General features: G+C 62.7%; 14 protein-coding genes and 2 tRNA genes. 8 read left to right on the forward strand and 8 right to left on the reverse strand.

From position 1 onward, the window contains the following. The first annotated feature begins 78 nt into the window (after positions 1 to 78). A complete protein-coding gene (locus ACGYLY_RS12475; protein ID WP_395281293.1) occupies positions 79 to 321 on the forward strand; it encodes a hypothetical protein in 243 nt (80 codons plus the stop codon). 118 nt (positions 322 to 439) lie between these two features. On the opposite strand, the gene ACGYLY_RS12480 is transcribed toward ACGYLY_RS12475, so the two are convergent. The 4 genes from ACGYLY_RS12480 to cca all read right to left on the reverse strand — a co-directional run bounded on the left by ACGYLY_RS12480 (position 440) and on the right by cca (position 5,769). Further along, the gene (locus tag ACGYLY_RS12480) at positions 440 to 1,945 is read right to left on the reverse strand and encodes a carboxypeptidase M32 (protein WP_395281292.1); all 1,506 of its coding nucleotides are present in this window, start codon (positions 1,943 to 1,945) and stop codon (positions 440 to 442) included. Positions 1,946 to 2,030: 85 nt separating this feature from the next. After that, the gene (locus tag ACGYLY_RS12485; RefSeq protein ID WP_395284114.1) at positions 2,031 to 3,857 is read right to left on the reverse strand and encodes a UvrD-helicase domain-containing protein; all 1,827 of its coding nucleotides are present in this window, start codon (positions 3,855 to 3,857) and stop codon (positions 2,031 to 2,033) included. A gap of 261 nt (positions 3,858 to 4,118) precedes the next feature. Further along, a complete protein-coding gene (locus tag ACGYLY_RS12490) occupies positions 4,119 to 4,298 on the reverse strand; it encodes an HVO_0416 family zinc finger protein (protein WP_231184909.1) in 180 nt (59 codons plus the stop codon). Positions 4,299 to 4,419: 121 nt separating this feature from the next. Further along, positions 4,420 to 5,769, reverse strand: coding sequence for a CCA tRNA nucleotidyltransferase (gene cca / locus ACGYLY_RS12495; RefSeq protein ID WP_395281290.1), 1,350 nt, complete (start codon positions 5,767 to 5,769; stop codon positions 4,420 to 4,422). A gap of 102 nt (positions 5,770 to 5,871) precedes the next feature. Here cca and ACGYLY_RS12500 point away from each other — a divergent pair. The 4 genes from ACGYLY_RS12500 to ACGYLY_RS12515 all read left to right on the forward strand — a co-directional run bounded on the left by ACGYLY_RS12500 (position 5,872) and on the right by ACGYLY_RS12515 (position 7,404). Further along, a tRNA-Asn gene (locus ACGYLY_RS12500) sits at positions 5,872 to 5,944 on the forward strand. 115 nt (positions 5,945 to 6,059) lie between these two features. After that, a complete protein-coding gene (locus ACGYLY_RS12505) occupies positions 6,060 to 6,293 on the forward strand; it encodes a group I intron-associated PD-(D/E)XK endonuclease (RefSeq protein WP_395281288.1) in 234 nt (77 codons plus the stop codon). 277 nt (positions 6,294 to 6,570) lie between these two features. Next, a tRNA-Ile gene (locus tag ACGYLY_RS12510) sits at positions 6,571 to 6,677 on the forward strand. Positions 6,678 to 6,915: 238 nt separating this feature from the next. Next, positions 6,916 to 7,404 (forward strand): histidine kinase, encoded by a 489-nt coding sequence (locus ACGYLY_RS12515; protein WP_395281287.1) that lies wholly within the window; start codon positions 6,916 to 6,918, stop codon positions 7,402 to 7,404. Between the two features lie 64 nt (positions 7,405 to 7,468). Here the strand turns inward: ACGYLY_RS12515 and ACGYLY_RS12520 are convergent, their stop codons facing one another. Both ACGYLY_RS12520 and ACGYLY_RS12525 read right to left on the reverse strand, forming a co-directional pair. Then, positions 7,469 to 8,248 carry an SDR family NAD(P)-dependent oxidoreductase gene (locus ACGYLY_RS12520; RefSeq protein ID WP_395281285.1) on the reverse strand — a complete coding sequence of 260 codons (780 nt, stop codon included), beginning with the start codon at positions 8,246 to 8,248 and terminating at the stop codon, positions 7,469 to 7,471. 187 nt (positions 8,249 to 8,435) lie between these two features. Then, positions 8,436 to 9,653, reverse strand: a complete 1,218-nt coding sequence (locus ACGYLY_RS12525; protein WP_395281284.1) for an acyl-CoA dehydrogenase family protein — start codon at positions 9,651 to 9,653, stop codon at positions 8,436 to 8,438. Between the two features lie 174 nt (positions 9,654 to 9,827). On the opposite strand from ACGYLY_RS12525, the gene ACGYLY_RS12530 reads away from it, so the two are divergent. The 3 genes from ACGYLY_RS12530 (at position 9,828) to ACGYLY_RS12540 (ending at position 13,508) form a co-directional block, all read left to right on the forward strand. After that, positions 9,828 to 10,913 carry a phosphotransferase family protein gene (locus ACGYLY_RS12530; RefSeq protein WP_395281283.1) on the forward strand — a complete coding sequence of 362 codons (1,086 nt, stop codon included), beginning with the start codon at positions 9,828 to 9,830 and terminating at the stop codon, positions 10,911 to 10,913. A 149-nt stretch (positions 10,914 to 11,062) separates the two neighbouring features. After that, positions 11,063 to 13,069, forward strand: coding sequence for a 3-hydroxyacyl-CoA dehydrogenase/enoyl-CoA hydratase family protein (locus ACGYLY_RS12535; RefSeq protein WP_395281282.1), 2,007 nt, complete (start codon positions 11,063 to 11,065; stop codon positions 13,067 to 13,069). Between the two features lies 1 nt (position 13,070). Continuing rightward, on the forward strand, positions 13,071 to 13,508 hold the full coding sequence (locus tag ACGYLY_RS12540; protein ID WP_395281281.1) for a MaoC/PaaZ C-terminal domain-containing protein: 438 nt from the start codon (positions 13,071 to 13,073) through the stop codon (positions 13,506 to 13,508). A gap of 9 nt (positions 13,509 to 13,517) precedes the next feature. Here ACGYLY_RS12540 and ACGYLY_RS12545 read toward each other — a convergent pair whose 3' ends face one another. Both ACGYLY_RS12545 and ACGYLY_RS12550 read right to left on the reverse strand, forming a co-directional pair. Then, positions 13,518 to 14,045, reverse strand: a complete 528-nt coding sequence (locus ACGYLY_RS12545; RefSeq protein ID WP_395281280.1) for an Lrp/AsnC family transcriptional regulator — start codon at positions 14,043 to 14,045, stop codon at positions 13,518 to 13,520. A 659-nt stretch (positions 14,046 to 14,704) separates the two neighbouring features. Continuing rightward, positions 14,705 to 15,850: an acyl-CoA dehydrogenase family protein gene (locus ACGYLY_RS12550; RefSeq protein WP_395281279.1), complete on the reverse strand. Its 1,146-nt coding sequence runs from the start codon at positions 15,848 to 15,850 to the stop codon at positions 14,705 to 14,707. Between the last annotated feature and the right edge of the window lie 166 nt (positions 15,851 to 16,016).

Here is a 16,016-nt window from a genome sequence, read left to right on the forward strand (position 1 = left end):
ACGCTCGTCGGTTGAAAACGGTTCCGAATCCGGGTTCGAGGACGGCGGATTTTTGGTCGGTGGGGCGAAAGTACAGGCATGAAACTGGGCATCCTCGACACCGTGAGCCTCGCGGCGACGCTGGTGTTGGCCCTCCCCATCGCGCTCTTCGGCATCGACCGCATCGTCGCGGGACAGGCCCTCCTCGGCGGTGCGTTCGTCGCCGTCGGCGTCCTCATGGTGCTCCTCCGCGAGAAACTGACGACTCCCTCCGACGTGCCCGCCAGCGCCGCACAGAAGGTCGTCGGCAAGGTCGTAAAGACCGACGACGACGAGGAGTAGGGCGAAACACGGCGATTCGAACCGGGACAGGCGACCGGAACTGGGAGGAAGGCTTCCGAGATGACCGCGGCTGCTAGGGACCACCTACCGAACCGTATCGGGAGAACCGTTTCCCGCCTCAGTTCAAGTCGTAAATATCGCCGTACTTCTCGGTCACGTAGTCGAGGAAGTACTCCGCCGTGAGCGGTTCGCCCGTGGCCTCCTCGATGAGTTCGTCCGTGGTGTACGTCTGGCCCTGTTCGTGGATGTTCTCGGTCAACCAGTCGCGGATGGGGGCGAACTCCCCTTCCCGAATGAGTTCCATCGGGTCGTCGATTTCGTCCTCGATGGTCGCCCAGAGTTGGGCGGCGAAGACGCTTCCGACGGTGTAGTTCTGGAAGCTGGCGAAGCCGCTCGTCCAATGGATGTCCTGCAAACAGCCCTCCGAATCCGTCTCGGGGACGATGCCGAGATACTCCTCCATGAGTTCGTTCCAGCGGGCGGGGATGTCGTCCACGTCGAGGTCACCGGCCACGAACTCCCGTTCGATTTCGGAGCGGAGGATGATGTGCATGTGGTAGGTCAACTCGTCCGCCTCGACGCGAATCATGTTGTCCGTGAACACCTGATTAGCCGCTTCGTAGGCCTCCTCCGGGGTGACGTCCTCGAACTCCGGGAAGTGCTCTTTCACCGTCGGGAGGAAGAACTCCCAGAACGCCTCCGTGCGGCCGACGTGATTCTCCCAGAACCGCGACTGTGATTCGTGGATACCCGAACTCCGCGACTGGCCCAGTGGCGTGCCGTAGGCGTCGTCCCGCAGGCCGAGTTGATACGTGGCGTGGCCGAACTCGTGAATCGTCGCGGTTAACGGATCCACGAAGTCGTCCTCGTGGAAACGGGTCGTGACGCGGGCGTCGTACTGCGTCCCGGACATGAACGGGTGCGGGGCGGTGTCGAGGCGGCCGCGGTCCCAATCGTAGTTCAACAGGTCGAGCGTGTCCCGACAGAGCGCCTCCTGGTCCTCCGGGTCGAAGGTTCCGTCGAAAGCGTCGGCGGCGATGTCCGCGCCGTTCTCCTGCACCTCCTCGATGAGCGGAACCAATCCGTCGCGGAGTTCGTCGAATATCTCCTCGACGCGTTCGAGGGGGAGATACGGTTCGCCGCCCTCGAACATGACCTCGTAGGGGTCCTCCTCGGGTGCGATGTGCTCTGCACGCTCGATGTGGAGTTCCCGGAGTCGGTCGAGGTACGGCGCGAACGTCTCGAACTCGTCTTCGGCCTTGGCCTCCCGCCACGCTGGTTGCGCCTCGCTGGACGTTTCGGATATCTCCTCCACGAGTTCGTTCGGGACCGAAACCGCGCGGTCGTACTCGCGGCGGGTTTCGCGGACGACGGCGGCCTGCTCGTCGTCCAACTCCTCGCCTTCGAGTTCGTCCAGCAGGTCGCCCATCTCGTCGTCGGTGAGCAGTTCGTGGGCGATGGACTGGAGCGCGGACAGTTGCTTCGCACGGGCGGGTGTCCCCCCCTCTGGCATTTTCGTCTGCTGGTCCCAGTAGAGAACCATGCCGGCGTTGCCGACGTTGGAGATGCGTCGCACTCGGTCGAGAAGGTCCGAATAACCCGATTCTTGTTCGGCTGTTGCCATGTGAGATGAGTGCATCGGCAAACGGTATCAATGCACGGATAGCGGAAACGGACAAAAAACGGAAAATCAGCGGCTGGAGTCCTACTTACTCCGCTTCCGCGCTATCGAGGATGTTCTCAACCGACTTCCCGTTCGGTTCGTTGTACAGCAACACGTCGAGTTTGAGCGTCGGCGCGCCGCTGACGAGGTTCTCCATGACGACGAGGCGCTCGCGGGCACGGCTCATGCCGACGTAGAAGACACGGCGTTCGTTGTCCGTGAGGATCGGAACCGGGTCGGTTCCGGCGGTGAACTCGTCCACGCTGGGGACCTCGATGCCTTCGTTTTCGACGGTCGCTGCCATCTGCTCGACGACCTTCTCGGTCAGGTCGGTGCCGATGAACACGTGGTCGGCCTCCCGACCTTTGGCGCTGTGGATGGTGCCGATGCGGACGCGGCTTCGGTCCATGTCCTGATAGCGGCCGCTGAAGAAGGCGTTCATGGACCGCTTTTGATAGCTCGTGACCTTTCGGACCATGTCCGAGGCGGATTTCGGGCCGGGCATGAACGGCGCGAAGTTCTTCACGAAGTCGGCGTCGAACTCCAGTTCCGTGAGGTCGTCCACACCTTCCTTCTCCTTGCGCTCGTCGATGGCGTCGAACATCTCGTCGCGGTCGTTCGTGCCGAACGTGGATTCGGTCAACATGTCCGCGAGGCGTCGGGCCTGGAGGCCGTCGATGGGTTCGCCCTCGTCTATCCGCTCGACTGCATCGACGTACTGGTTCAGGCGGTCGGTCCACATCCGCTGGTCGGTCAGCGTGCGGAACGGGATTCCCTCGTCGATGAACTCGTCCACGAAGCGGAACATCTGGTAGCGAGCGCGGAACAGCACCATCACGGTGCCGTCGAACTCCTCTATGGTGTACCGGACGTTTCGTACGAGGTCGAGCATCGACGGGTTCTCCACGGCTTCGACGGTGCCGCCCTCCTTGCGCGGTTTGAGGTTCTTCTCCTGCCGTTCTTCGATGTGTCTGACCTCCTGCTGGACGACCTTGAGGACGCGGGAGGGAAGCCGGTGTGAGGTGTCGAGGATGACGTCCTCGCCGCCCTCGCCGAGGAGGAGTTTCGGGTCCGCACCCTGCCACGCGTAGACGACCTGGTCGTCGTCACCCGCGATGAGGACGTTCTTCATGTGGCCCTTCCACTCCTCGTAGATGTCGAACTGGAGCTGCGTGATGTCCTGAAACTCGTCGATGACGAGGTAATCGACGCTGGGGAGGAGGGAGCGCTGTTTCACGCGTTCGAGCATGTCGGCGAAGCCGACGAGTCCCTCGTCGCCCTTGTACTTCCGCCAGCCTCGGATGGCTTCGGGAACGTCGAACCGGTCGTCGCTGCTCGGCCACGTCGGGGTGTACTTGTTCCCCTCCTGTGCGTTCGGGTCGATGTCCGGCGGGAGGCGGACCTCTTCGACGTCCCACTGGAACGGAACGTCGTGCCAGTCGGCGACCTGTCGGCGGGTCCGTTGGAGCCACTGGGAGGTGGCGATTATCTTGTTGCCGAGCGTGGTCGAACGGGCGGTTCGACGACCGGAGCCGCTGTACTCGTCCTCGTATTCCAGCCCGTAGCTCTCACAGAACTCCTGTTTGTCCTTTTCGCCGACGACGTCGCCGCGGGAGAGATTGAGAAGTTCGTAGGCCTTCGCGTGCATCGTACAGACGTTGCCCTGGAGGGAGCGCGGGTTCACGTCGAGTCGCTCCGCGAGTCGTTCGCGGACTTCGTTCGCGGCGGCACGGGTGTACGAAACCACGAGGAGGTCGTTTATCGTGACGCCATCCTGATCGAGAATGTCCTCTACCCTGTCGAGTAGTTCGGTGGTTTTACCGCTCCCCGGCCCACCGAACAACCGGGTCACTCTTGCATCCGTCTCTGCCATTGGCGTAGTCATTACACCAGCACAAGTGCTGGGAACGTATAAAACGACGTGAATCGGACTCGTCCCTCGTGACGTGCTTCGAAGGGGGTGTAGCAGGTGCCCGTTCACAGCCGACATCGGGAAAATTTGTCAGACATATGTCGTTCTGGAGAGGCACAGCGGTCCCTCGACACCACATCGAGTGGTCGGGGTCGGAACGGCGAAGAAAAACGGCATCGAAGGTCGGGAAACGATTCGGGCCGGATACTCGAAAAGAACGGGTTACGGGTTCCAACCGCAGACCGTACACTCCGTCGCTGTCTGGTTATGAAGTCCACCACATTCCGGACACTGCTTTTTGTTATACTCCTGTTCCCAGTCTACTCGTTGCGTCTCGTGGCCGCGGTCTTCGAGGAACTGGTCGAACACGGATTCGTCGTCTCCGGTTGGTGCGGAGGCCATACATGCTATGCTAATGCACACCAAGCATATAACCCTGATGGTCAAACAGACCCGAACGTAGCGTTACGTACGAACATCGTGGAACCGAACGGCGAGATTCCGGTCGGCACGAAATCGGACTTCAGGGCTTCGGGTCGAAGTACCGGGCGAGTTCCGTTCCGAACTCCTCGGCCAAAACGCCGACCTCGTCGCCCGAGAGGACCTCGTACCCCTTCTTCAGCGTCGATTCGACGTGGACACCCAACGCGGCGTCGAGGACGGCGTCACTCCGGAGGAACGACGTCGCGCTCGTAAACTCGCGGTCGCGTTCGACCACGTACCGGTCGTCGTCGATGAACGGCCCGTACGCGTCCGAGTCGGCGTATTTCTCGTAAAACCCCGTCGAGTGGGCGCGAACGTGAACCGGCGGCCCGTCGTGGCGTTCGATCGTCGGGCGCTCGGCGACCGAGAGTTCGAAGAGGAGGACCGCGGAATCGTGGGCGAACAGGTCGGCCCGAAGCACGTCGAAACCGCGCCGCGAAAGCGCATCACTCAGCCCCAAAAGCGACTTCTGGAGTTGCGGATACAGTTGGTCCTCGACCACGTCCGGCGCGTCGAAGCGAACCACGACCGGATGCGTCCCGCGTTCGGCGATGAGATTCCGGACTTCCTCGGGCGTGAGCGGGTCCGGCGGATTCGGGAAGAACACCGATTCGCGCGGAGTTTCGAGGAGGGTGCGGGCGTAGTGTTGCACCCGTGCGACGTTTTCGGCTGAAAGAACGGCGGCGACGTTCCGCTCCGGGTCCGTCGGGTCGATGACCACTAACGGATCGTCGAACGTCTCCGTTCCGTGTCCCTCCGGGTCGAACCGAACCGGCGGGGTCCACTCCGCCGCCGCTTCGAGCACCTCCCGAAACCCGCCGTATTCGAGGACGAGGAGTTCCGCCAGATACCCCGAAAATCCCTTCGTCCGCAGGTCGCTTCCGTACGCGCCGATACCCTTCAGGAACTGCTTGAATAGCAACACCTCCCCGGCGAGTTCGTCGTCCAACCGCGCTTCGAGGTATTCGGTGTGGAACGGCGTGCGGTCAACCGCCGACTGGATGTCCGTGGCCGACGCGACGCGATAGCAGGGGACGAAATCCACGTCGAAGCCGTCGAACTGTCCCTTCACATACGGATGCTCCGCGTACTCCTCGTGGCCGTCCGGCAGAACCGCGTGCCCGATTTCCAACCCGAGCGATTCGAGTTCCTCGCGCGTCATCTCCGGCGGAAACCGAACGAACAGGTCGATATCCCGGTCGCCGCTCGTCCACGTTCCCCGCGCGGTGCTCCCCACCTGAATCACGTCGGCGTCGACCGACAGGTCGGCGATCGCCTCCTCCGCGCGTTCGGTCAGTTCCCGGGCCGCCGCTCGGAGACGCTCGCGTTCCTCCGCGTCGGGTCGTATCGTCGCTCGGACCGCCGAGACGACCTCCTCGAACCGTGCCATCGGGCGAAAGTTTTCCACGAAGGCGTGAAAGCGTATCGATGCGTCCGGATAAAAACGAAAGCCCTATCAAAGGACTCCGTCTACTTGGGAGTGCAGTCAGAAGCCGCCGTAGCTCAGTTGGTAGAGCACCTGGTTGTTACCCAGGTTGTCCCAGGTTCGAGCCCTGGCGGCGGCGCTTCTTCGATTATTCGTCTTCGATGAGAGCGTTCCGTGTGGCCTCTCGAACCGCACGGGTGATAGCGACAATACACGAAACGTTATCAGTAAAAGGGCATGGACAGTAGGGATAGATGAAGGACGTTAGACATTACTTTCAGCAGCTTGAAGAACCTCATGTCCGTGGCGATGCTGCAGAAGCAATCGTCAGAGCGCAGTTCGCAGTTCGAGGGATTGACGTTCTCCTCCCTCAGCATGACAATGCGCCGTACGACATAGTCGTCGATATCGATGACGAGCTGTATCGAATTCACATAAAAACAGCATATTCAGGTACGAACGAAGGAGCAGTCCGATTCGAGACGTGAAGTACCAGAGTCAAGAGTTCGGGCTACGAACGGGAAGGATACGTCGGTAAAATCGATCTCTTTGCGGTATACGATCCAGGAACTGGAGAAATCTATTTGATCGAAATCGAAGACGCCCTGGCGAACCTATGACGATACGGTGTGTCAAGCCTGCGAACGGGAGCCGGAAAGGAATCAACTGGTACGCCGATTATCTGTTCGATTCGGTTCTCTCCCGTTTGTGAAATGCGCCCACCATTCGGTAAGCTAAAGAGGGTCCACGAGCAAATTCGCACAAGGGCCCTTAGCTCAGTCTGGTTAGAGCGCTCGGCTCATAATGACGTCTGTCGATTTCAGACGACATGGGATACCGGGTGGTCATTGGTTCGAATCCGATAGGGCCCATGAATTCTGCGGTGAGCGAAGCGAACAGTGAATTTCGAGTTCCTATCGGTTCGAGCCCAGAGGGCGAGTGAAGCGAAGTCCTCGTGGTTCGAATCCGATAGGGCCCATTTCTACCGCACAATCCACGAGCACCGCGAAGCGTGTCCGGAAGACGGCGTCAGTTAGCCAATTTCCCCGAAAACCGGCCGGTTTCGGCGGGGACGACAACTGGATACCCGGGAATGGAGTATGTTACCGTATGGCATCAAAAATGCCAACAGCGGAGGAGGCTGCTACCGAACGAACCTCCCCGCGGTACGAACCGTGGTTGGGCGCAATCATCGCCGGTCTCGCGGGCGGTGTCGCGATGGGGATTTTCCTGCTGGTTCTGAGCCCCGATGCACTGACAACAGTAATTCCGGCGCTGTACGGACAACAGGGTGCCGTCGCCGGATGGATCGTCCACCTGTTCAACAGCGCGGTTCTCGGACTCGTGTTCGCCGCGGTCGTCTCCCTGACGTCGCTGCGCAGATACACCGACAGCGAATCCGCAACCATCGGACTCGGGGCCGTTTACGGCGTGGTTCTGTGGGTGATTACCGGTTCAATCGTCCTGCCACTGTGGCTTCAGGCCGTCGGCGTCGCCGGCGCGCCAGCGGTGCCGACGTTCGCGCTGCCCAGCCTCGTCTGGCACCTCGCGTACGGTGTCGTCCTGGGCGCGGTGTACCGGTACGTCATCACTCTCTAAGCGGTGACGAAACGCCCATTTTCCGCACGTTCGTGGTTCTCACACCCCGGTCGTTTCTAGAACATCACACGTCCGGCGTTTCGAGAATCGGCGGCACGCCCGCCGCCGTCACCGTCTCGCCGACGAGGTACGAGGAGGCCGGACTGGCGAGGAACTGTGCGAGGTCGGCAATCTCCTCAGTGGTACCGATGCGGCGCTTGACGCTCTCGCGGTCGATTTCGTCCGCGCTGACGCCCATCTGGCTCTCGACGCCCGGCGTGGCGACGAATCCGGGGGCGATGCAGTTGACCCGCACGTCGTCGTCGGCCATCTCGTAGGCGAGCGTGGACGTGAGGTTGATGATGCCGGCTTTGGCCGCGCCGTAGTGACTCATGTGCGGCGACCCCTTCTGTCCCGCGACGCTGGCGAGGTTGATGACGACGCCGCCGCCGTTGTCGCGCATGCGTTCTCCTGCGACCTGCGTGCAGTGGTACGTCCCGTGGAGGTTGATGTCAACGATGGTCTTCCAGCCGTTTTCGCTGATGTCCTCGAACGGGGCCATGAAACTCGCTCCCGCGTTGTTGACGAGGACGTCCACGCCGCCGAACTCGGAGACGGTGGCGTCCACGAGGGCGTCCACGGCGTCGCGGTCGGTCACGTCGCATTCGACGGCGACCGCCCGCCCCTCGCCGTCGCTCCCCTCGATGTCCTCGGCGACGGGTTCGACGTTCTCCAGTTCGCGCGAACAGACGACGACGTTCGCCCCGTCGTCGGCGAACCGCTCCGCGATGGTCTTCCCGATACCGCTCGACGCGCCGGTCACCATCGCGGTTTTGCCGGCGACGCTGAACTGTTCGACGGTCATGCGATTCCCTCCGCTGTCGGCCGCTTCGAAGCTCGATTTTCCATCGGTAAATACACCGGCTACTACACCGCCACATGGTAATAAATATGGGCCGTAGTTTGTAATCGTTATCTCGGATTACGGGGACCGAACCCACGACGTGGTCGAATCGCGGAAAGATAGCCGAAACCGAATCGACCGCGCAGAGCTACTCGGCGTCGTAGCGGGTCAGGTGGTCGACTTCGGCGGGATCAAGGTCGGAAAACGCGTCCCTGGCGATGACGCGTTTGTGAACCTCGTCCGCGCCGTCCACGATGCGGAACTGCCGGACGTTCTCGTAGAAGTCAGCCAGGGGAAGGTCCTTGCCGATACCGTTCCCGCCGCACGTTTGAATCGCGCCGTCGATGGCGTCCTGTACGACGTTCGCGGCGTACACCTTGCTCATCGCCACCTCGATGCGTGCCTCCTCGCCCGCCGCGATTTGCCGGGCGGCGTGGCGGACCATGGTGCGGACGGCGTGGAGTCGCATTTCGGTTTCCGCGACCTCGAACCGTATCGACTGTTTCTCCGAGAGCGGACCGTCGAACGCCTGCCGCTGGTCGGCGTACGCCTTCGCGATGTCGACGGCCCGTTCGGCCATGCCGGAGTACCGCATGCAGTGGGTGAGTCGCGCCGGGCCGAGTCGCTGTTGGGCGATGGCGAACCCGGCGTTCTCCGCGCCGAGGAGGTTTTCCTCCGGGATTCGAACGTCGTCGTACCTGATTTCCGCGTGGCTCATCCCCATGACGCCGCCGCCGACGTGCGGGATGTCGCGGACGATTTCCACGCCGGGCGTGTCGGCGGGCACGAGGAAGATGGAACAGCCTTCGTACGGATGGGTGTCCGGGTCGGTGAGCGCCATCACCAACAGCACGTCGGCCTCGCTTCCCTGTGTCGTCCACCACTTGTGGCCGTCGATGACCCACTCGTTGACGTCCTTCGTGGCCGTCGTCCGGAGCATCTTCGGGTCCGAACCGGCACCCGGGTTCGGTTCGGTCATCGAGAATCCGGACTTGGCTTCGCCCGCCGCGAGCGGGTCGAGCCACCGTTCTTTCTGCTCCTCCGTCCCGACCAGTTCGAGCGTGTGCATGTTCCCTTCGTCGGGCGCGTCGACGCGGATGGCCGCCGGACCGAGGAGGCTCCGTCCGGCCGCCTCGAAGACGGGAAGCATCTCGCGGAATCCCATCCCCAGACCGCCGTGTTCCTCGGGAATCTGCGGGGCGTACACGTCGTGCTCGCGGGCCATCTCGCGGAGCTCGCGAACGGCGTCGTCCGAAACCGGTTCCCCGCCGAGGTGGTCCCGCTCGACGGGAATGACCTCCTCGCGGACGAACGCTCGGACGCGTTCGGCGACGTCCGTTCCGCGTTCCGGGTCGTCGTATTCCATACCCACAACCCCGGTTCACCAGTGTAAAAATATTTCCCCAGAGTCGTTACCCTCGTAAGTTCTATACCGGAGATGGACGTACAATCGACGCAGGAACCGCGCCGTCGGGGCGGTCGGCGGAACGTGAGAGCCAGAACCGTACCGGCCGACACCGACGGCGATCGGAGAGGACCAATGACAAAAGACGACCAGATAGCGGGTGACAACGACTACTTCGAACGACTCGTCGATACGGACGCGCTACGGAACTACCTCGCGGCGGAGTTGGGGGAGGTCACGGAGTACGCCGTCTCCCACCACGCGGAGGGACACTCCAACGAGACGCTGTTCCTGACGTGGGGCGACAGCGAACTCGTTATCCGTCGTCCGCCGCCCGGCGAGACGGCCGAGACGGCCCACGACGTGCTCCGCGAGTACCGGGTGATGGACGCGCTACAGGGCACCGACGTTCCGCTTCCGGCGACGGTGCTGGCCTGTGAGGACCGCTCGGTCATCGGGAGCGACTTCTACGTGATGGAGCGCCTTTCGGGGGACGTGCTCCGCGAGGGGGAACCCGAACGCTTCGGAACGGCCGACGCACGGCGGCGAATCGGCGAGGAGTTGGTCGATACACTCGCGGCGATTCACGCGCTCGACTACGAGGCCGTGGGACTCGGCGAGTTCGGTCATCCGCCGGGTTACACCGAACGACAGGTCGAACGGTGGACCAAGCAGTTGGACTGGGCGTTCGAGCGAACCGCCGAGGAGCGCGCCGTCCCCGAACTGGAGGCGGTCGGCGACTGGTTGGTCGAACACTGCCCGGAGGAACACGAACACACGGTAGTCCACGGCGACTACAAACTCGACAACGTGATGTACGGGTCGGGGACGCCGCCGGAAATCGTCGGCGTCTTCGACTGGGAGATGGCGACGCTCGGCGACCCGTTGGCCGACCTCGGATGGATGCTGTCCTACTGGCGCGACGCGGGCGACCCGGAACCGGCGACCCCCGAACTGGTCGCCACGTTCATGGAGGCCGAAGAGTATCCGACCCGGCGGGAACTCGTCGAGCGGTACGAACGCGAGACGGGCATCGAGTACGACCGCGACCGATTCTATCGGGCGCTCGCCGTGTACAAACTCGCGGCACTCGGCGAGATGTTCTACCGGCGCTACCTCGACGGCAACAGCGACGACCCGATGTATCCGCGGATGGAAGAGCGCGTCCCGGACCTCGCCCGGCGCGCCAAGGGGATTCTGGACGGCGACGAACCGCTGTGACGGGCCGAATCCTCACGGAAGGAGTGTTAACACATGCGATCAAGATCGATGAGAGACAAACCAATAAATGAGGAATGTCGAGTTTTTCTTTACAGAAATAACCGCCGCTCGGTGGAGTTAAGATAACACGGGACGAAACGGCCCGACGTATGACAGTCACGGATATCGAGCGGGTGACGGTCCTCGGGGCCGGAAACATGGGCCACGGCATCGCGGAAGTCGCCGCCATCGCCGGATACGACGTCACCATGCGGGACGTGGAGGAGGGGTTCGTCGCGGACGGGTACGAGAACGTCGAGTGGAGTCTGGAGAAGTTGGCCGAGAAGGGACGACTGGACGAACCGGCCGAGGACGTGCTCGGGCGCATCGACACGGCGGTCGATTTGGCGGATTCGGTGGCCGACGCCGACCTCGTCATCGAGGCGGTCCCCGAACGGATGGACCTCAAGCGGGAGGTGTTCATCGACCTCGACGAGTTCGCGCCGGACGGCGCGATACTGGCGTCGAACACGTCCAGCCTCAGCATCACCGAGATGGCAGGCGTCACCTCGCGCCCCGAGGACGTCGTCGGGATGCACTTCTTCAACCCGCCGGTGAAGATGGACTTGGTCGAGGTCATCTACGGCGACCGGACGAGCGACGACACCGCGGAAGCGGCCTACGAGTTCGCCGAATCGCTCGGCAAGACGCCGATTTACGTGCGGAAGGACGTTCGCGGCTTCGTCGTCAATACGGTGCTCGGCCCGTTCGGCGACGAACCCGCGTGGATGGTGTCGAACGACGAGGCAACGATACGCGAGGTGGACGCCGCGATGGTCCACCGACGGGGGTACCCGATGGGGCCGTTCGAACTCATGGACCTCACCGGAATCGACGTGGGCTATCACGTCCGGAAGGAGTCGGGGCGGGCCATCCCACCCATCATGGCCGAGAAGGTCGAAAACGAGGAACTCGGCCGGAAGACGGGGCGAGGATACTACGACTACGAAGATGGAGAGACGTCGGAGACGTCTCAAGCGGACGGCGAAGCCGTCGATGGCGACGGAGTCAACTACGAACCCGGTGACGGCGAGGGGTTCGACACGCTCCGAATCGAGGCGCGGATGGTCAACGAGGCGGCGCGCCTCGTGGGGGAGGGCGTGGCCCGGCCCGACGAAATCGATACCGGGGTCCGCCTCGGACTCGGGTTCCCCGAAGGAATCTGCCGACGCGCGGACGAAATCGGCCTCGATGTGATTCTCGATAAACTCGAAACCCTGCACGAGGAGACGGGCGACGACCGGTTCGAACCGGACGACTACCTCGTCGAACTCGTCGAGGCGGGGAAAACGGGCGAGGACGCGGGCGAGGGCTTCCACGAGTACGGCACGAGCGGTGACGGACCCGGCGACTACCGATTTTTGAACTACGAACTCTCCGAGAACGGCCTTCTCGAGGTGGAACTCGACCGCCCCGAGCGGATGAACGCCCTGTCGGCGGACCTCTTGGGCGAAATCGACGACCTGCTCGCGTCGGTCGACGTGGACGAGGTTCGGTGCGTGACGTTCGAAGGCGCCGGCGACAGGGCGTTCAGCGCCGGGGCGGACATCGGCGGGTTCGCGGACGCCACCCCGACGGACTTCATGGACGTGACGCCGACGTTCGAGACGGTGAACGACTTCGAGCGCCCGACGGTTGCGAAAGTCGACGGCTACTGTTTGGGCGCCGGATTGGAGTTGGCGCTCGCCTGCGACCTCAGAATCGCCACGGAAGGGTCCGAGTTCGGATCGCCGGAGATCCGACTCGGCCTCATCCCCGGCGGTGGGGGCACCCAGCGCTTGCTCCGGTTGCTCGGCGAGACGCGGGCGAAGGAACTCGTGTTCCGGGGCAACCGCATCGACGCCGACCGTGCGGCGGAGTGGGGCCTCATCAACCGCGCCGTCCCCGACGACGAGTTCGAGAGCGTCGTCTCCGAGTTCGTGGACGACTTGCTCGACGGGCCGCCGATCGGACTCAAAGTGGCGAAGAAGGTCATGAACGAGGGCGAGGATGCGAGCCTCGACACCGCGCTCGCCATGGAAAGCCAAGGCTTCGGCCTGCTCATGGGAACCGAGGACGTGCGCGAGGGGACCGCCGCGTTCCGCGAGGACCGCGACCCCGAATTCATGGGGGAGTGACGTGGCGCTCTCGTTCGAGGAACTGGACGTCGGCCACCGGGTGACGACGCCCTCACGGACCATCACCGAGGCCGACGTCGTCAACTTCGCGGGCGTGAGCGGCGACTTCAACCCGCTTCACACCAGCGAGACGGTCGGGGAGGAGTCGGACTTCGGGGAGCGAATCGCCCACGGCGCGCTCGTGTTCTCCGCGATGACCGGCCTCGCACAGCGGGTCCGCGACCGCCGCGCCGAAGTCGTCGCCTTCTACGGCGTGGACCGACTGCGCTTCACCGCACCGGTTCGCTTCGGCGACACGATTCGCGTCGAACTGGAGTTGCTGGAGAAGGAGCGCACGGACCACCCGACCGCGACCGGAATCGTTCGATACGACGCCGAAGTCCTGAATCAGCGGGACGAGGTCGTGCTGTCGTGCGAACTCCTCTCGCTCGTTCGGTAAACGAGCCTGCTATTTTCTGTACTCGTCGTCCAACCCCTCGAATATCTCGGGGTCGGTGCGGAACTTGAGCACGTTGTGAACGACCGAGTTGCGGATGTTGTCGATGACGTCCCCGTGTTGCTTGTAGAACTCGTGAATCCAGCGCGATTCGGCCTCCCTGTTCGGGAACATCATCACCGTCTTCCACTGGTATTCCCCGTCCGAGAGGAAGTAAAACAGCGTGTTGGGGTCGTCGCGGATGTACTCCATCGCGGCGCGCCAACTGTCCGCGAAGTGCTCCGGGTTGAACTTGAACTCGAACAGGCCGAAGATGTAGTACTCCTCGTTCGGGATGATGGCCTCGCGGAACACGCCCTCGTTTCGCATCTCCCGAATCGACTCGCTCACGGTGACGTGCGAGACTTCGATGTCGTACTCCTCCGCGAGGATGGTCGTGAGTTCGCGCGAGGACAACTGCGGGTTCCGCGTCAACTCCCGCAAAATTGCGATGTCCCGCTCCTTGAACTCCCAGTTCGGAGCGTCGGTCGTGTCGGTCATAGTACTCCTTCCCGAGACCGGTTTATCAGCGTTCTCCTTCGAAGGGAAAGGATACAACGAGAGACGCAGGAATCGTTCGCCACGAACATTCACAATCAGCAACGGTAGCGGTCGGTGCGCGGGAGCGAGTACAACGAGCGGCGCGCGAAGGACGAGCGAAGCCGCGCTGAGCGAGGAGGCTGGGGAGGGGGAGGGTGGAGGGTGCGGTTGCGGTTTCATTGACGTCTGTTACTGCTTGCGTCGTCGTTGTACCCTCTTGTGGTGTCCCAGCGGCTGTGAGGTAGTCACCATCGACGCCTGTAATTGCTCGCGATACCTCGCGTTACCGTTGCAACTACTGTGATGAAGTCCTCGAACGCCCGGCCCCTTTCAGTCCCAAACCCACCACACCGCTTCCGCATAGCACCGCGTGCTCACGGCTGCACCGCTCGCTTTCGAGGTTTCTTCGAAACCTCGCCCACCACATCCTCCCCAACCGATTCCTCCCGTCGTCGCGCTGCTCCTCGGTCGTCATCCCTCGCACGCTCCACCGAGACGGGTCGAACGACGATTTCTCCCCGTCTCGCCAGCGCGCACCACGGCGGTTGTATAAGATCGTGTAGTCCGGTGAGCCGTCCTACGAGCGACCCTCTCCCTTCGAAAAACACCCGCCCGAAGTCCTATAACAGGTCGTCGGAGATGATGTTCTTCTGGATTTCGCTGGTGCCCTCGTAGATTTTGGTGATGCGGGCGTCGCGGTAGTAGCGCTCGACGGGGTGGTCGGTGACGTAGCCCGCGCCGCCGTGGACCTGAATCGCCTCGTCGGCGACGTCGACGGCGTGCTCGCTGGCGAAGAGTTTCGCCATGCTGGCGAATCGGGTCGCCATCCGGTCGTCGCCCTCCTCGACGTGGGAGGCGGCGCGGTAGGTGAGCGACCGGGCGGCCTCCACGTCCGTCGCCATGTCGGCGACCTTGTGCCCGATTGCTTGGTAGTCCTTTATGAGCCGTCCGCCCTGCTCGCGCTCTCCGGCGTAGTCGATGGATTCGTCCACGGCGGCCTGCGCGACGCCGACGGCCTGCGACGCGACGCTCACGCGTCCGGAGGCGAAGAAATTCATCAGCTGATAGAAACCCTCGTTCTCCTCGCCGATGACGTTCTCCGTGGGGACGCGCACGTCGTCGAGGACGATTTCCGCGAGGTCCGAGGCGCGGATGCCGAGTTTGTTGTCGATTTTCGTCGGTTCAAAGCCGTCGGTGTCGGTGGGGACGAGGATGGCGCTGATGCCGCGATGGGGCGGTTCGGCCTCGGGGTTCGTCTTCGCCATGACGACGGCGACGTCGGCGACGGTCCCATTGGTAATCCACATCTTGTTGCCGTCGATGACGTACTCGTCGCTCTCCCTTTTGGCAACCGTCTCGATACCGGCGACGTTCGACCCGTGGCCGGGTTCCGAGATACAGCTACAGCAGGCGGATTCGCCGTCGGCGATTCGCGGGAGCCACTCCTCTTTCATCCACTCGTCGCCGAACTTCCGGATCATATTCGAACCGAATCCGCGACTGCCGATGGCGCTCCCGATACCGGCGTCGGCTCGCCAGAGTTCCTCGGTGACGACGATGGACGAGAGGGTGTCCATTCCGGCCCCGCCGTACTCGACGGGGATGCCCGGAGCCACGAGGTCCAGTTCCGCCGCCTTCCGAACGAGGTCCTCGGGATACTTTTTCTCCTCGTCGTGTTCGCGGGCGACCGACGTGATTTCCGCCTCGCCGAACTCCCGAACCGCCTCGCGTATCGCGCGCTGCTCGTCTGACAGTCGAAATGTCATACCCGACATTTGAATTCCAATAAAAAGAATCTTCGGCATTTGTGTGACTGCTGTTAACCAAAATCGCCAAGAATTCGTACAGTTCGACATGGGTTCGTTGTCGGGAAAAGCGAACGACGAGTCGACGAGTACAGCAAGTATGACGACTACGACGATTACGTCGAGT

The sequence above is a fragment of the Haladaptatus sp. CMAA 1909 genome, assembly GCF_043952005.1.
Taxonomy (GTDB): domain Archaea; phylum Halobacteriota; class Halobacteria; order Halobacteriales; family Haladaptataceae; genus Haladaptatus.

What these genes read in the sequence shown, in the direction of transcription:
- ACGYLY_RS12525 (WP_395281284.1), bottom strand. Translation starts at nt 9,653, where the DNA reads ATGGAATACGACGACCCGGAACGCGGAACGGACGTCGCCGAACGCGTC.
- ACGYLY_RS12530 (WP_395281283.1), top strand. Translation starts at nt 9,828, where the DNA reads ATGACAAAAGACGACCAGATAGCGGGTGACAACGACTACTTCGAACGA.
- ACGYLY_RS12535 (WP_395281282.1), top strand. Translation starts at nt 11,063, where the DNA reads ATGACAGTCACGGATATCGAGCGGGTGACGGTCCTCGGGGCCGGAAAC.
- ACGYLY_RS12480 (WP_395281292.1), bottom strand. Translation starts at nt 1,945, where the DNA reads ATGGCAACAGCCGAACAAGAATCGGGTTATTCGGACCTTCTCGACCGA.
- ACGYLY_RS12505 (WP_395281288.1), top strand. Translation starts at nt 6,060, where the DNA reads ATGAAGGACGTTAGACATTACTTTCAGCAGCTTGAAGAACCTCATGTC.
- cca (WP_395281290.1), bottom strand. Translation starts at nt 5,769, where the DNA reads ATGGCACGGTTCGAGGAGGTCGTCTCGGCGGTCCGAGCGACGATACGA.
- ACGYLY_RS12475 (WP_395281293.1), top strand. Translation starts at nt 79, where the DNA reads ATGAAACTGGGCATCCTCGACACCGTGAGCCTCGCGGCGACGCTGGTG.
- ACGYLY_RS12490 (WP_231184909.1), bottom strand. Translation starts at nt 4,298, where the DNA reads ATGGCCTCCGCACCAACCGGAGACGACGAATCCGTGTTCGACCAGTTC.
- ACGYLY_RS12550 (WP_395281279.1), bottom strand. Translation starts at nt 15,850, where the DNA reads ATGACATTTCGACTGTCAGACGAGCAGCGCGCGATACGCGAGGCGGTT.
- ACGYLY_RS12515 (WP_395281287.1), top strand. Translation starts at nt 6,916, where the DNA reads ATGGCATCAAAAATGCCAACAGCGGAGGAGGCTGCTACCGAACGAACC.
- ACGYLY_RS12520 (WP_395281285.1), bottom strand. Translation starts at nt 8,248, where the DNA reads ATGACCGTCGAACAGTTCAGCGTCGCCGGCAAAACCGCGATGGTGACC.
- ACGYLY_RS12485 (WP_395284114.1), bottom strand. Translation starts at nt 3,857, where the DNA reads ATGGCAGAGACGGATGCAAGAGTGACCCGGTTGTTCGGTGGGCCGGGG.
- ACGYLY_RS12545 (WP_395281280.1), bottom strand. Translation starts at nt 14,045, where the DNA reads ATGACCGACACGACCGACGCTCCGAACTGGGAGTTCAAGGAGCGGGAC.